The organism is Nonomuraea sp. NPDC050547 (assembly GCF_044457345.1).
In the GTDB taxonomy this organism is placed as follows: Bacteria; Actinomycetota; Actinomycetes; order Streptosporangiales; family Streptosporangiaceae; genus Nonomuraea.
In genome coordinates this window covers 357,953-371,407 of sequence record NZ_JBITGW010000001.1, presented here as the reverse complement: position 1 = coordinate 371,407, position 13,455 = coordinate 357,953, and the positions used below count along the sequence as shown (strand labels likewise).

Annotated in this window: 13 protein-coding genes; 5 read left to right on the top strand and 8 right to left on the bottom strand. The window is 71.3% G+C overall.

Annotation, left to right across the window (positions count from 1 at the left end):
• Positions 1 to 274 precede the first annotated feature (274 nt).
• Genes thiI through macS form a run of 4 tightly spaced genes read right to left on the bottom strand, consistent with a single transcriptional unit; the run spans position 275 to position 3,927 of the window.
• The gene (gene thiI, locus ACIBHY_RS01710; protein ID WP_397245854.1) at positions 275 to 1,492 is read right to left on the bottom strand and encodes a tRNA uracil 4-sulfurtransferase ThiI; all 1,218 of its coding nucleotides are present in this window, start codon (positions 1,490 to 1,492) and stop codon (positions 275 to 277) included.
• 41 nt (positions 1,493 to 1,533) lie between these two features.
• The gene (locus ACIBHY_RS01705; protein WP_184975872.1) at positions 1,534 to 2,178 is read right to left on the bottom strand and encodes a response regulator transcription factor; all 645 of its coding nucleotides are present in this window, start codon (positions 2,176 to 2,178) and stop codon (positions 1,534 to 1,536) included.
• 22 nt (positions 2,179 to 2,200) lie between these two features.
• Positions 2,201 to 2,785 (bottom strand): Uma2 family endonuclease, encoded by a 585-nt coding sequence (locus ACIBHY_RS01700; RefSeq protein WP_397305626.1) that lies wholly within the window; start codon positions 2,783 to 2,785, stop codon positions 2,201 to 2,203.
• 38 nt (positions 2,786 to 2,823) lie between these two features.
• Positions 2,824 to 3,927 carry a MacS family sensor histidine kinase gene (gene macS / locus ACIBHY_RS01695; RefSeq protein WP_397305625.1) on the bottom strand — a complete coding sequence of 368 codons (1,104 nt, stop codon included), beginning with the start codon at positions 3,925 to 3,927 and terminating at the stop codon, positions 2,824 to 2,826.
• A 115-nt stretch (positions 3,928 to 4,042) separates the two neighbouring features.
• Between macS and ACIBHY_RS01690 the strand changes: the two genes are divergently transcribed.
• Both ACIBHY_RS01690 and ACIBHY_RS01685 read left to right on the top strand, forming a co-directional pair.
• Positions 4,043 to 4,891, top strand: a complete 849-nt coding sequence (locus ACIBHY_RS01690) for an MHYT domain-containing protein (protein ID WP_397305623.1) — start codon at positions 4,043 to 4,045, stop codon at positions 4,889 to 4,891.
• Between the two features lie 63 nt (positions 4,892 to 4,954).
• A complete protein-coding gene (locus ACIBHY_RS01685; RefSeq protein WP_397245846.1) occupies positions 4,955 to 5,773 on the top strand; it encodes an MHYT domain-containing protein in 819 nt (272 codons plus the stop codon).
• A gap of 164 nt (positions 5,774 to 5,937) precedes the next feature.
• On the opposite strand, the gene ACIBHY_RS01680 is transcribed toward ACIBHY_RS01685, so the two are convergent.
• Positions 5,938 to 6,963: a 6-phosphofructokinase gene (locus ACIBHY_RS01680; protein ID WP_379611692.1), complete on the bottom strand. Its 1,026-nt coding sequence runs from the start codon at positions 6,961 to 6,963 to the stop codon at positions 5,938 to 5,940.
• A 112-nt stretch (positions 6,964 to 7,075) separates the two neighbouring features.
• On the opposite strand from ACIBHY_RS01680, the gene ACIBHY_RS01675 reads away from it, so the two are divergent.
• Both ACIBHY_RS01675 and ACIBHY_RS01670 read left to right on the top strand, forming a co-directional pair.
• The gene (locus ACIBHY_RS01675; RefSeq protein ID WP_397305622.1) at positions 7,076 to 8,527 is read left to right on the top strand and encodes an FGGY family carbohydrate kinase; all 1,452 of its coding nucleotides are present in this window, start codon (positions 7,076 to 7,078) and stop codon (positions 8,525 to 8,527) included.
• Between the two features lie 52 nt (positions 8,528 to 8,579).
• On the top strand, positions 8,580 to 9,305 hold the full coding sequence (locus ACIBHY_RS01670) for a Clp protease N-terminal domain-containing protein (RefSeq protein ID WP_397305621.1): 726 nt from the start codon (positions 8,580 to 8,582) through the stop codon (positions 9,303 to 9,305).
• Here the strand turns inward: ACIBHY_RS01670 and ACIBHY_RS01665 are convergent.
• Positions 9,289 to 10,659 carry a N,N-dimethylformamidase beta subunit family domain-containing protein gene (locus ACIBHY_RS01665; protein ID WP_397305620.1) on the bottom strand — a complete coding sequence of 457 codons (1,371 nt, stop codon included), beginning with the start codon at positions 10,657 to 10,659 and terminating at the stop codon, positions 9,289 to 9,291. The two genes, ACIBHY_RS01670 and ACIBHY_RS01665, sit on opposite strands and share 17 nt — an antisense overlap.
• Before the next feature lie 47 nt (positions 10,660 to 10,706).
• Complete coding sequence (locus ACIBHY_RS01660) at positions 10,707 to 11,618, bottom strand: lactonase family protein (RefSeq protein ID WP_397305618.1); 912 nt, start codon at positions 11,616 to 11,618, stop codon at positions 10,707 to 10,709.
• A 94-nt stretch (positions 11,619 to 11,712) separates the two neighbouring features.
• Here ACIBHY_RS01660 and ACIBHY_RS01655 point away from each other — a divergent pair, with 94 nt between their 5' ends.
• Positions 11,713 to 12,570 (top strand): GNAT family N-acetyltransferase, encoded by an 858-nt coding sequence (locus ACIBHY_RS01655; protein WP_397305617.1) that lies wholly within the window; start codon positions 11,713 to 11,715, stop codon positions 12,568 to 12,570.
• A gap of 97 nt (positions 12,571 to 12,667) precedes the next feature.
• Here ACIBHY_RS01655 and ACIBHY_RS01650 read toward each other — a convergent pair whose 3' ends face one another.
• A complete protein-coding gene (locus ACIBHY_RS01650) occupies positions 12,668 to 13,375 on the bottom strand; it encodes an IclR family transcriptional regulator (RefSeq protein WP_397305616.1) in 708 nt (235 codons plus the stop codon).
• Positions 13,376 to 13,455: the final 80 nt, after the last annotated feature.

The window sequence follows — 13,455 nt, the reverse complement described above, 5'->3', positions numbered from 1 at the left end:
ACGGCACAGCCACCCCCACCGCCACCCGCCGACGCGCGCCGGCGGGTCGGCGGGATCGCTTCTCACGCCGGACGAACGCGCCACCGTCACGGCCCTTCGTGAACCACCCGACGGGGCAGGCAAGAACCCGCGACGACCTCGTGGACCCCGCCAGGCGACACACCCGGGAACCGGGCCCGCGGAGACCCCGTGGACCGGCCGGGCGGGGAGCCCGTGGTTGCGAAGGTCTTGGGGGTGGGCCGGGGAAGGTCCCGGGGTTCTTCGTGGGTGGGGTTCAGGCGGTGGGGCTGACGCCTTCCAGGGTGTACTCCTGGATGGAGTCGGCCAGCTGGACGGCCAGTTCTTCGGCGTCGAGGCGCTTCTCGATCTGCTTCAGATCCTCGATCTTGGCCCGGGTCTCGGCCCGCTTCGGCGCCAGCAGGGAGCAGCAGTCCTCGTCCGGCAGCTCGGAGATGGCCAGTGTGTCGATCCGGCGCGCCTCCGCCATGATCTCGGTCTTGTCCCAGCCGACGAGCGGCCGCAGGATCGGCAGCTCGACCGCGTGGTCCTGGGCGGTGATGTTGGCGAGGGTCTGGGAGGAGACCTGGCCGAGCGCGTCGCCGGTGATGAGGGCGGCGGCGCGGATGCGGTGGGCCACCTCCTCGGCGGTCTTCAGCATGAGCCGCCGCTGCGCGATGACCGCCAGCCGGTCCTGGCCGGAGTTGCGGATGGACTGCTGCGCCTTGCCGAACGGCACCACCCACAGCCTCGACCCGCCCTGGAAGCGGTCGAGCTTGCGCACCAGCGCGTACGCCTTGTAGATCGACTCGCTCGTCGTGAACGGGATGCCGGAGAAGTGCAGGAAGTCCACGTGCAGGCCGCGGCGCATCATGCGGTAGGCGGCGACGGGCGAGTCGATGCCGCCGGACATGAGCACGAGCGCCCTGCCGCTGGAGCCGACGGGCAGGCCGCCCTGGCCGGGCAGGCCGTCGGTGAACACGAACACCTCGTCGCGGTCGACCTCGATGTGGAGGGTGAGCGCGGGGTTCTTGAGGTCGACGGGCAGGCCGTACTCGTCGTTGATGGCGCCGCCGACCATGCGGTCGAGCTCGTTGGAGCGCAGTGGGAAGCGCTTGTCGCGGCGGCGCGAGCGGACGGCGAAGGTGGCCTTGCGGGCCGCCTGCTCGGTGTCGCGGACCAGTTCGAGACCGGCCTTGACGACCGTGTCCGGGTCCTTGGCGACCCGCCAAGCGCGGTGGATCCACACCAGCCCCGGCACGTCGGCGACCCGGGCGGCCACCGCGTCGGCCCGCTCGACGGTGGTGCCGGTGGGCAGGAAGATGGCGATCACGCCGTGCCGCTTGCGCACGTCGACCTTGATGTCGAGCTCGCGCAGCGCGTTGCGGATGTTGCCGATCAGGCGGCGTTCGAACAGCTCGCGGTTCTTGCCCTTGAGGACGATCTCGCCCAGCTTGAGCAGTACGCACGGCTCACCCAGGGCGGTGATCGTCATGGGGGTCCTCCGATATGTCCAGTGCTTTCGACCTACCGAGTTTAGTCCTCGTCCAGACCACGCTCGATCGCATATCGGACGAGCTCCACCCGGTTGTGGAGCTGGAGCTTGTTGAGCGTGTTCTGGACATGGTTCTGCACGGTCCGGTGGGAGAGCACGAGCCGGTCGGCGATCTGCCGGTACGACAGCCCCTTGGCCACGAGCCTCAGCACCTCGGTCTCCCGTTCGGTCAGGCGCGGCCCGTCCTCCTCCTGCGCCGGTTGGGCCGCCAGCCTGCGGTACTCCCCCAGCACCAGCCCCGCCAGCCCCGGCGTGAACACCGCGTCGCCCTCGGCCGTCCGCCGTACCGCGTCGAGAAACTCCTCCCGGGAGGCCGACTTCACCAGATACCCCGAGGCCCCGGCTTTGACCGCCGCCAGCACGTCGTCCTGTTCGGCGCTGGCCGACAACACCAGCACCCGGGGCGGGCTCTCCAGCCCGCTGAGTCCCTGCGCCACCTCGGCGCCCGACAGGTCCGGCAACTGCAGATCGAGAACCACGACCTCGGGCCGCACCGCCCCGGCCACCCGGATCGCCTGCCGCCCCTCCCCCACGGCCGCCACGACCTCGTACCCGGCCTCCGCCAGATCCCTGGCCACCCCGTCACGCCACATCGGGTGGTCGTCCACCACCATGACCCGCACCATGCCCGCAGCGTACGGCAGCGCCCTACTCGAACTCGCCCAGCGCCCCGGGATCGAAGGAGAAGACGAACGGGAAGTCGCCGCTGAACATCTGACCCGCTTTCACCTCACGCGCCAGCAGGTAGGCGTCCCCGTCACGGTCAAGGACGGTGATCTTGGGCTCAGGTTCAAGGTCCACAATCCAGTACTGGGGGATCCCGGCCTCCGCGTACTCCCGGACCTTCCGCACCCGGTCCGTCTGCTCACTGCCGCTTCGAGGTGACACCACCTCGACGACGATCAGGATGTCTCCGGCGTAGAAGGTTCTCGCGTGGCTCTCGATCGTGGCACGGGCCGCGTCCTTGCTCATGACGAACACGTCCGGTTTGCGCACGCCCGCCGGAGTGGTCACGTCGTTGGAACCTCCAGCCACGTACATCTCCGCGCCCGCCGCCTTGGCGGCCTCCTTCAACACGTCCTTCAAACGGTCGGCCGTATGGTCGTGCAAAGCGCTGGGGGACGACTCGAACAACCACCCGTCGGCGAGCTCGTAACGCTTGCCTTCTTCCGGCATCGCGTCCAGGTCATAGATGGTGTAGCGACCATAGTCGTGGATGGGAGCGACGCTCACCCGACTCTCCTTCCCGTCTCCATGAGGCCTACCCAACATTACGTGTTCCCTCCTGCCGGGATCCTGATTTCGATCTCGGTGCCCTCGCCGGGGGCGGTGATGATGGTGACGGTGCCGCCGGCGTCGGCGATGCGGCCCTTGATCGACTGGGCCACGCCCATCCGGCCGTCCCGCTCGGCCTCCTCCAGGCGGCCCGGCGGGATGCCGTTCCCCTCGTCCCTGACGCTGACGATGACGCAGTCCTCCTCCTGCTCGGCGAAGACCCAGGCTCGGGCGTCCGGCCCGACGTGGGTGCGGACGTTGTCCAGTGCCGCGCCGACCGCCGCCGCGACCTCGGCGGCCGTGGCCGGGGGCAGGACGATCGGGGTGGCGGGGGTGGAGACGGTGACGGTGGCGGAGCCGTACCTGGTGAGGAGGGAGCGCAGGTCGCCGGAGGGGGCGGGGCGCAGGGAGATCAGCTCGCGCAGGGCGGCTTCCTGCTCGCCGGCCAGGCGTCCGAGTTCGGCCGCCTCGCCGCCGATCTCCTGGCCGCGCCGCTGCACCAGCGCGAGCACCTGGAGCACGGAGTCGTGGATGCCGCGCGAGAGGCGGTCGCGCTCGCGCTGGGCGGCCTCCATCTCGGCGGCCCGCTGCATGCGTTCCTCGGCCTGCTTGGCCAGGCGCGCGACGTGGCCGACCACGACGCCGGACAGGAACAGCAGGACGGCGCCGTTGATGAGGACGGGCGCCTCGGGGGTGCGGACGCGCAGCCACACGTCGGCCGCGGCGACGATGGCCGCGCCCAGCGCGCCCAGGCGGCGTCCGCCGTAGACGGCCCAGGCGAGCACGGGTCCGGCGATCCAGGTGGCGGGCAGCGGCATGACGCCTTCGGCGTATTGGTAGGGCCCTTCCACGTACGGCGAGGCCAGCAGGCAGGCCAGCGTCACCAGCATGTCGATGACCAGCAGCGGCCAGCCGCGCAGCGCCTCCACGGAGTAGGCGAAGATCGACGCCGCGGTCCACAGCGCCATGAGGCTGAGAACGAACCACCCCATGACGGGCCGGGCGTACCCGTCGTGCTGGACCAGGAGCACACCGGCGTAGACCAGCGACGCGACCCTGAAGACGGCGATCGCGCGCCAGAACGGTCCCTCGATACCCATGAATCTTTCTCACGTTTCCGACAGAGACGGTTGACAGATAGTCGAAGTATCCATGCGAATCGGGCCACACCACTGCCAGAATCCGGTGATCCCTAATGCAAGGAAATATCGATACATGTCTTCCGCTGTTAATCATTTCACCCACGGCCCGCTCACCCCGGCCCTCGCCTACGTGATGTCGTGCATCGGGTCAATGCTCGGACTGCGGCTGACCGCTCAGGCCCACGCCTCGCGCGGGGGTTCGCGGGTGCGCTGGTTGCTCGGCGCGGCCGTATCGATCGGCGGCACCGGCATCTGGGTCATGCACTTCATCGCCATGATGGGCTTCGACATCGAGGGCACCCCGATCCGCTACGACGTCCCGCTGACCGTGGCCTCCGCTGTCGTGGCGATCGTGGTCGTGGGCACCGGCCTGTTCCTCGTCTCCTACGGCGGCGGCCGGGTGCTGGCGCTGCTCGGCGGCGGACTGCTCACCGGCCTCGGCGTGGCGAGCATGCACTACCTCGGCATGTACGCCATGAACATGTCCGCCCACGTCTCCTACGACCGCCTGACGGTGGCCCTGTCGGTGGCGATCGCGGTCGTGGCCGCGACGGTGGCGCTCTGGTTCACGCTGCGGGTCAGGCGGCCCATCTGGATCGCCGCCGCCGCCCTGGTCATGGGCGTCGCCGTGGCCGGCATGCACTACACGGGGATGTTCGCGATGACCGTCACCCCGCACCACGCGCCGGCAGCGGTGCCGGGCGCCGACGCGCTCGACTTCCTCGTGCCGCTCATGACCGTGATCAGCCTGATCACGCTGACCATGCTGCTCATGGTCATCCTGTCGCCCTCGGAGGAGGAGCTCCACGAGGACGCCGAACTCCTCGCCAGGCTGGAGCTGCGCAGGCGGACGTCGCAGCAGCTCACCTACCCCGCGCCGGTCCCCAGGCCGCAGCCCGCGGGGAGGTCGCGCCGCCGGTAGTTGCACAGACAGCGACCTGGGCCTCATACTCCCCTTGCTTTTCTCATCAAGGGACGAATGCCCATGTCAGCTGTCGATCACTTCTCCTTCGGGTTCCTGACACCCGCTCTCGCCTACGTGATGTCAAGCGCGGGCTCCATGCTCGGCCTCCTGCTGACCTCCCGCGCCCGCCTCGTCGGCGGTCGCGAGGGCCGGTTCTGGCTGGCCGGCGCGGCGCTCGCGATCGGCGGCACGGGCATCTGGACGATGCACTTCATCGCCATGATGGGCTTCGCCGTCACCGGCACGCCCATCCGCTACGACGTCCCGCTCACGGTGGCCTCCGCGGTCCTCGCGGTGGCGGTCGTGGGCGCCGGGCTCTTCCTGGTCGGCCGGGGCGGGTCGCGCCCGCCGTACCTGCTGGGCGGCGGCGCCCTGACCGGGCTCGGCGTCGCCGGCATGCACTACCTCGGCATGGCCGCCATGAACATGTCCGGGCACGTGCACTACGACCCGCCGGTCGTCGTCCTGTCGATCCTCATCGCGATCGTCGCGGCGACGGTGGCGCTCTGGTTCACGCTGCGGGTGCGGGGCGCCTGGCGCATCGGCGGCGCCGCGCTCATGATGGGCGCGGCGGTGTCCGGGATGCACTACACCGGCATGTTCGCGATGTCCGTGGAGCTGGTGCCGCCCGCCGGTCCGATCCCGGGCTCGCGCGCCCTGGACTTCCTGCTGCCGCTCATCGTGGGCCTGTGCGTGGTCACCGTCGGGCTGCTGCTGCTGGTGATCCTCTCCCCCTCGGAGAAGGAACTGCGCGGCGAGATCGCCTTCCAGGCCAGAAAGGCCGCCAGAGACGACGAAGGCGCGCCGGAGGTGAATCTCTTCGGCACGCCTCGCGGTTGAGCTATGTCCTGGGTACGGCTCGCGCCCCGGTGGGCCGCCGATGCTTCCGCGGCGCGAGCCGTACCCTGAGAGGGGTTGCAGCGGTTCGTCTAACCCCGCTGCGTTGAACGGTACGGCCCGCCACTTGCAAGCCGCTTACGGATGATCACGGTCCGCTTGCACGCTCAGCCGAAGAAGACCTCGGCCTCCGCGTAGCGCTCGTCCGGGACGGTCTTGAGCTCGGCCGTCGCCTCGTCGAGACCGACCCTGACGATGTCGGTGCCCCGCAGCGCGACCATGGAGCCGTAGGCGCCGTCGTGCACGGCGTCGATGGCCTGCAGGCCGAACCTGGTGGCCAGGACCCGGTCGAACGCGGTCGGGGTGCCGCCGCGCTGGATGTGGCCGAGCACGGTGGTGCGGGCCTCCTTGCCGGTGCGCTTCTCGATCTCCTTGGCCAGCATCTCGCCGATGCCGCCGAGGCGGACGTGGCCGAAGGAGTCGAGCTCTCCGGTCTGCAGGGTCATCTGGCCCTCGATCGGGTGGGCGCCCTCGGCGACGACGATGATCGGCGAGTAGCGGGTGCGGAAGCGCGACTCCACGTACTCGCAGACCCGGTCGATGTCGAAGGGCTTCTCCGGGATGAGGATGACGTTGGCGCCGCCGGCCATGCCGGCGTGCAGCGCGATCCAGCCGGCGTGCCGGCCCATGACCTCGCAGATCAGCGCGCGGTGGTGCGATTCGGCCGTGGTGTGGAGGCGGTCGATGGCTTCAGTGGCGATGTTGACCGCGGTGTCGAATCCGAAGGTGTAGTCGGTGCCCGACAGGTCGTTGTCGATCGTCTTGGGCACGCCGACGACCTTGACCTCGCGATCCCACAGCTGCTTGGCCACGCCGAGCGTGTCCTCGCCGCCGATGGCGATCAGCGCGTCGACGCCGCCCGCCGCGAGGTTCTCCTTGATGCGGTCGACGCCGCCCTCGATCTTGATGGGGTTGGTCCTGGACGAGCCAAGTATGGTGCCGCCGCGCGGCAGGATGCCGCGTACGGCCTGGATGTCCAGCGGCATCGTGTCCCCCTCCAGGGGGCCACGCCAGCCGTCACGGAATCCGACGAACTCATGACCGTAAACACTCACGCCCTTGCGGACGACGGCCCTGATCACAGCATTGAGACCGGGGCAGTCGCCGCCGCCGGTGAGCACTCCAATACGCATGGCGGGTTCCTCCCAATGGGGTTCACGACCCAGAATCGCATTGTGCCCGTGGCCTCGGGCAGTGGTCTAGACCAAAATTCACGGCCCAGATTAGTAACAGGAAGGCGGTTCCGTGACTGTTTTGGCCATTGACGCGGGAACGACTGGAGTCACCGCCCTGATCGTGACCGAGGACGGCCGGATCGAGTCCCGGGGATATGAGGAGTTTCCGCAGCACTTCCCCGAACCGGGCTGGGTCGAGCACAACCCCGAGGACATCTGGCAGGCCACGCTCGCCGCGTGCGCGACGGCCCTGCGCGGCGCGGGGACGGCGCCGTCGTGCGCCGGGATCACCAACCAGCGCGAGACCGCCGTCCTGTGGGACCGGCGGACGCTGGCCGCGCCCCGCAGGGCCGTGGTCTGGCAGGACCGCCGCACGGCCGGGGTCTGCGAGCGCCTGCGCGCCACCGGGCACGAGCCGCGCGTGTCGGAGCTGACCGGCCTGCGCCTCGACCCGTACTTCACCGCCACCAAGCTCACCTGGCTGGCCGAGCGCGACCCCGCCGCGTGGGCGGGCGTCACCTCGGGCCGCACCGCGCTCGGCACCGTGGACAGCTACCTCGCCGCCCGCCTGACCGCGGGCGCGCGCCACGTCACCGACCCGTCCAACGCCTCGCGCACTCTCCTGTACGGCCTGGCCTCCGGAACCTGGGAGCCGGAGCTGTGCGAGCTGTTCGGCGTCCCGGAGTCCGCGCTGCCGGAGATCGTCCCGAACTACGGCCCGATCGGCCGCACGGACCCGGACGCCTTCCTCGGCCTCGACCTGCCGATCAGCGGCATGGCCGGGGACCAGCAGGCGGCCCTGTTCGGCCAGACGTGTTTCGCGCCCGGCGAGGTCAAGTGCACCTACGGCACCGGCTCGTTCCTCCTCACCAACACCGGCACGGAGATCGTCCGCTCGGATGCCGGGCTGCTGACGACGGTGGCGTGGCAGAAGCCGTCGGGCGAGCTGACGTACGCGCTGGAGGGCTCGATCTTCGTGACCGGCGCGGCCGTGCAGTGGCTGCGCGACGGCCTGGGCGTGATCGGGACGGCGCCCGAGTCGGAGGCGGTCGCCCGCACGGTCCCCGACAGCGGCGGCGTGGTCTTCGTGCCCGCGCTGACCGGTCTCGGCGCCCCGCACTGGAACCCGGAGGCGCGCGGCCTGATCACCGGCATCACCCGCGGCACCACGCGCGCCCACCTGGTGCGCGCGACGCTGGAGGCGATCGCGTTCGAGGTGCGCGACGTGGTGGAGGTGATGGGCGGTTCGGTCGCCGGGCTGAAGGCCGACGGCGGTGCCAGCGGCAACGACCTGCTGATGCAGGTGCAGGCAGACCAGCTGGGCGTAGCGGTGGAGCGCCCGGTCATTCAGGAGACCACCGCGCTGGGTGCCGCCTTCCTGGCCGGTCTCGGCTCCGGGGTCTGGGACTCGGCCGAGGAGTTGCGCGCGACCTGGCGCCTGGACCGCCGCTTCGAGCCCGGCGCCCGCGACGACGCCGCCTACGACCGCTGGCGCGCCGCCGTCGCCCTGACCAAGCACTGAAATCGTCAACCAAAGGTTGACGTTTCGAGCATCGTCAACCTATCGTTGACGCATGGATGGAACCGTTCGTCTCGACGACATCATCAGCGCGATCAAGCAGCGCCACCCCGACGGCGACCCTCTCGGCGAGTTGTCGGACGCCGTGTACATGGGTGAGCACCTGGGCGAGGTGGCCGATCATCTCATCGGCCACTTCGTCGACCGGGCCCGCCACTCCGGCGCTTCCTGGACCGAGATCGGCCGCAGTATGGGCGTGACCAAGCAGGCCGCCCAGAAGCGGTTCGTCACCAAGGAGGGCTCGCTGAGCGACGATCTCTCCGCCTACACCCGCTACACCGACCGCGCCCGCCGTTGCGTCGTCGGCGCGATGGAGGAGGCCAAGGGCACCGGCCACGACCACATCGAGCCCGCCCACGTCGTCCTGGGACTGCTGCACGAGCCGGAGGCGGTGGCCGGCAGGTGCATGGTCGCGCTCGGCGCCCCCCTGGACACGGTCAAGGAGGCGATGCGCAACTCGCTGCCGCCCGGCACCGGCGCCCCGGGCCCGCAGGTCCCGTTCTCCGCCCAGGGCAGGAAGATCATGGAGCTGACCCTGCGCGAGGCCCTGCGGCTCGGCCACAACTACGTGGGCACCGAGCACATCCTGCTCGGCACGCTGTCCCTGACCGAGTCGGCCGAGGTCCCCGCGCTGGTCGTGCTGGAGGGCCTCGGCGTCACCAAGGAGGGGGCCGAGCGGGAGATCCTGCGCATGCTCGGCGAGATCACCGGCGGGTCATAGCCGGCCGGCCGGCGGGGCCCTTGGCGAACCTGGCCAGGATGTTCGCGGTGGCGCGGCGGGTGAAGGCGGCGGCGTCCTTGGTGACGCCGTGGCCGCAGCGCCGCCCCCGCATTCCGCAGACCCAGCGCATGGTCCCGCTGGCGAACACCCCGGCGCCGCTGGGCGCGACGTAGTAGGTGCTGTGGGACACGGTCTCTCGGCCACCGCAGTCGACCGGAGACTCGGCCAGCACCTCCACCCCGCGCGGCGAACCGCGCGAGACCCGGTCCGTCTCCACTCCGGCCATCCCGGGGAAGCGCCGTCCGCGCGTGCCCTCGAAGATCCAGTGGCCCGGTTCGCGCACCACGTACGCCGCCTCCGCGGGGAAGCAGTCGTACATCTGCCCCACCAGCGAGCTCTCCGGCGCGACGCTGCGCCAGAGCGGGCAGCGCGTCTCCTTGTCGCACTCGACCACCCGCCCGGTCAGCCCGATCTTCCAGTAGACGGCGTTCGCGCCGAGGAAGGCCAGGTTGACGCCGCGGTCGCGGGCGCGGGTGACGGTCTCGCGCATGCCGGCCGTCCAGTACTCGTCGTGGCCGAGCGAGACCACGGCCCGCGCCCCGTCCAGGACGCCGGGGCGCAGGTCCGGCGAGGTCAGATAGGCGAGGCGGACGCCGCTGCGCTCGGCCACCTCGATGGCGTCCTTCTCCAGGTCGAGGAAGAGGCGGGCGCCGTTGGTGTCGTAGGGGCGGTCGAAGGTGACGGCCCGGGAGCGCGCGGCGAAGCCGCCGGGTCCCTCGTACAGGTTGCGGCCGCCCCAGCGGTTGTAGGCCTGCCAGGTCGTGACCGCGTTGACGATCACCACGCGGCCGGAGGTGGCGGCCGACCTGACGGTGATCGGCACGTACCGCTGGCCGCCGGTGGAGGCGTCCAGGCGCAGCAGGTAGGCGCCTTCCGGCCAGCCGGCCGTGTGCACGCGCAGCGACGGCTTCCAGTGGGCGGCGGTGACCATACCGCGCGCGCCGGTCCTGGGGGCGGCCTGCCGTACGCCGGAGACCTGGCCGGAGGCCCACACCTGCGTGACGGGCGCGCCCATGCGGAAGGCCCGCACGGTGAAGCGCGGAGCCGTCGTGGACACGCGCAGCCCGAACCGCTCGCCCGGCAGGACGCTGACGCGGTCGGCGTAGCCCTCGATCTCGTGTTCGGCGCCCTGCTCGGTGATCCGCCACGGAACCGCACGCGACGGCGCGGCGGCCTCCGGCGGCGCCGCGGGCGGGGCGACGGCGGCGGGGGTGACGGCGGTGCAGCCGGCGGCCAGGGTCAGGGCCAATGCCGAGGCCGCGGCCGGGGCGGCGGGCGGGAAGAGCGTGCGCACGAGCGCTCATGATCACCGTCGCCGCCCGGGGACGCGGGCGGCTTTGCCTACACCGGCAGCACGCAGGCGGGACTCTTGACCGCGATCGCCTCGCCCGTGGGGACGGGCAGGGCGCCGTCCAGGGTGAAGGCGTCGAGGGTGCCGGAGTTCTGGTTGGCGATCCAGAGGGTGTCGCCGGCGATGGCGAAGTGGCGCGGCCAGTCGCCGCCGGAGGGGAGTTCGGCGAGCTTGTCCCCGTCGGCGGTGAAGACGGAGAGGGTGTTGGGGCCGCGGTTGAGTACGTAGAGGCGGCCGTCGGCGGCGTCGACGTGGGAGGGGAAGTTGACGCCCGCGGCGGCGCTGGCCGGCGCCTGCCACAGTTCCCGCCAGCCGGCGGCGTCGTAGGCGCGCAGCGTGCCGTCGAGCTCGCCGGCCACGTAGACGCGCCCGTCCGGGGTGAAGACGAGGTGACGGGGGCCCATGCCGGGCGCCAGGCGCACCGGTTCGAGCGGGTCGCCGGTCAGCGTGTAGCGGCGGATCTCGTCGGTGCCGAGGTCGGAGACGTGGAGCACGTCCCCGTGGAAGACGCACTGGTGGGCGTGCGGGCCGCGCTGGCGGTCGGGGTGGGGGCCGGAGCCCTGGTGGGGAAGCAGGATCGGCTCGCCGGTGAAGCGGCCCTCGGCGTCGAGGTGGTGCAGGCTCGCGACGCCGTCGCCGTAGTTGGCCGCGGCCAGCAGCGCGCCGGACGGGTGCACGGCCAGGTGGCACGGGCTGTCGCCGCCGCTCGGCCGCCGTCCGGTCTCGCTCAGGCCGCCGCCGGTCGCGTACGACAGCAGCAGGCCCTCGCCGAGCTCGCCCGCGGCGTACAGGACGGGCAGCGCCGGGTGCGCGGCCAGGAAGGAGGGAGACGGGGCCGGGGTGATGCCTTCACCGGCGGTGAGAATGCCGTCGCCGTAGGAACCGACGTAGAGCTGCGTCACGGGAGAGTCCTCTTCATGGTTGACTAGGGCAATGAGTTCGTTGACGAAAGCAAGGGTTTCTGAGGTCAGGGCCTTCAACCGGTTCTATACGAAGGTGATCGGCGTCCTGCAGGCAGGGCTGCTCGACTCCCCCTACTCCCTGACCGAGGTGCGGGTGCTGTTCGAGATCGCGCACGCCGGTGAGCTGGAGACCGGCGGGTTGCGGGCCCTGCTCGACCTCGACGCGGGCTACCTGAGCCGCATGCTCACGCGCTTCGAGAACGACGGCGTCATCTCCCGCCGCCGCTCCCCCCACGACGCCCGCAAGCAGCTGGTACGGCTCAGCCCCCTCGGCGCCGCCACCTTCGACCGGCTCGACGACCAGGCGGCCGGCGAGGTCGCGAGGCTGCTGGCCGGGCTGACCGAGGAGGACCAGGGGCGGCTGGTGGGCGGTATGACCCTGATCCGCCGCCTGCTCGGCGATCCGGCGGCGGCGGCCGGGCGGGAGCCGTACCTCATCAGAGCGCCCCGCGCCGGAGACCTGGGCTGGGTCGTGCAGCGTCACGGCGCCCTCTACGCCGAGGAGTACGGCTGGGGGCTGGCCTTCGAGCAGACCGTGGCCGGGATCTGCGCCGCCTACTCCCCCGAGCGCGACGCCGGGTGGATCGTCGAGGTCGACGGGCAGCGGGTGGGCTGCGTGTTCTGCGTGCGCAGGGACGAGGAGACGGCGCAGCTGCGGATGCTGCTGGTCGAGCCGTCCGCCCGGGGGCTCGGGATCGGGCAGAGGCTGGTCGGGGAGTGCCTGCGGCACGCGCGGGAGCAGGGGTTCGAGCGGATCATGTTGTGGACGCGCGACGGCCTCGTGAGCGCGCGGCGGATCTACCAGGCGGCCGGGTTCGCGCTGGAGTCGGAGGAGAAGGGCGAGGAGAACGGCGTCGCGGTGACCGAGCAGATCTGGTCGCGCGCGCTCTAACTCTTCCTGGGCCACCGGTTCAGCGGGCCGGCCAGGCGCATGGCCGCCGGGACCAGGACCGCCCTGACCCGCCGCCTCGCCCCCTGAGCGCGGGGGGTCAGAGGGCGGCGGCGATCCGGGCGACGGCTTCGGTGACGAGCTTGCCGTACTCCGGGCGCAGCTCGTCGGTCATGCGCGTGGCGGGGCAGGAGACGCTGAGGGTGGCCACCGGCCCGTCGGCGCCGAGGACGGCGGCGGCCACGGCGGCGATGTCGGAACGCCACTCCCCCCGGTTGGCCGCCCAGCCCTGGGCGCGGATCGCGGCCAGTTCCTCCTTCAGGACGACGGGGTCGGTGATGGTGGCCGAGGTGTAGGACTCCAGCTCAGGCAGTTCCCCGGACAGGTGGGCCAGGACGGCCTTGCCGTTCGCCGAGGCGTGCAGCGGCAGCCGGATGCCGAGCGGAAGGACGATGCGCAGGGGCTTGTCGGTCTCCAGGCGCTCGATGAGCACGACGGCGTCGCCCTCCGGGACCATCAGGTGCACGGTCTCGCCGGTGCGCTGCCGCAGTTCCTCCATGACCGGCAGCGCCACGTCGCGCAGGCCCAGCTCGGCGCGCCGGCCGACCTGCAGCGCCTTGGTGGTCACCAGCCAGCGGGTGACCTCGCCGCCGGCCGGCCGGATCCAGCCGGCCTCGTGCAGTGTGCGCAGCGAGCGCTGCACCGTGCTCTTCGGCAGTCCGAGCGCGCGCGACAGCTCACCCACGCCGATGGGCTGGCGGGCGGCGACCTCTTCGAGCGCGCGCAAAGCGTTGACGACGTTCTGCATCCATTGACTCCTTCGACGACCCGCTTCTAAGGTTAGTGAACCGCACCACGGCACGCTGTGCCGCTACACGGCACGGAGGA

What these genes read in the sequence shown, in the direction of transcription:
- ACIBHY_RS01670 (WP_397305621.1), top strand. Translation starts at nt 8,580, where the DNA reads ATGGATGGAACCGTTCGTCTCGACGACATCATCAGCGCGATCAAGCAG.
- ACIBHY_RS01650 (WP_397305616.1), bottom strand. Translation starts at nt 13,375, where the DNA reads ATGCAGAACGTCGTCAACGCTTTGCGCGCGCTCGAAGAGGTCGCCGCC.
- ACIBHY_RS01685 (WP_397245846.1), top strand. Translation starts at nt 4,955, where the DNA reads ATGTCAGCTGTCGATCACTTCTCCTTCGGGTTCCTGACACCCGCTCTC.
- thiI (WP_397245854.1), bottom strand. Translation starts at nt 1,492, where the DNA reads ATGACGATCACCGCCCTGGGTGAGCCGTGCGTACTGCTCAAGCTGGGC.
- ACIBHY_RS01680 (WP_379611692.1), bottom strand. Translation starts at nt 6,963, where the DNA reads ATGCGTATTGGAGTGCTCACCGGCGGCGGCGACTGCCCCGGTCTCAAT.
- ACIBHY_RS01705 (WP_184975872.1), bottom strand. Translation starts at nt 2,178, where the DNA reads ATGGTGCGGGTCATGGTGGTGGACGACCACCCGATGTGGCGTGACGGG.
- macS (WP_397305625.1), bottom strand. Translation starts at nt 3,927, where the DNA reads ATGGGTATCGAGGGACCGTTCTGGCGCGCGATCGCCGTCTTCAGGGTC.
- ACIBHY_RS01690 (WP_397305623.1), top strand. Translation starts at nt 4,043, where the DNA reads ATGTCTTCCGCTGTTAATCATTTCACCCACGGCCCGCTCACCCCGGCC.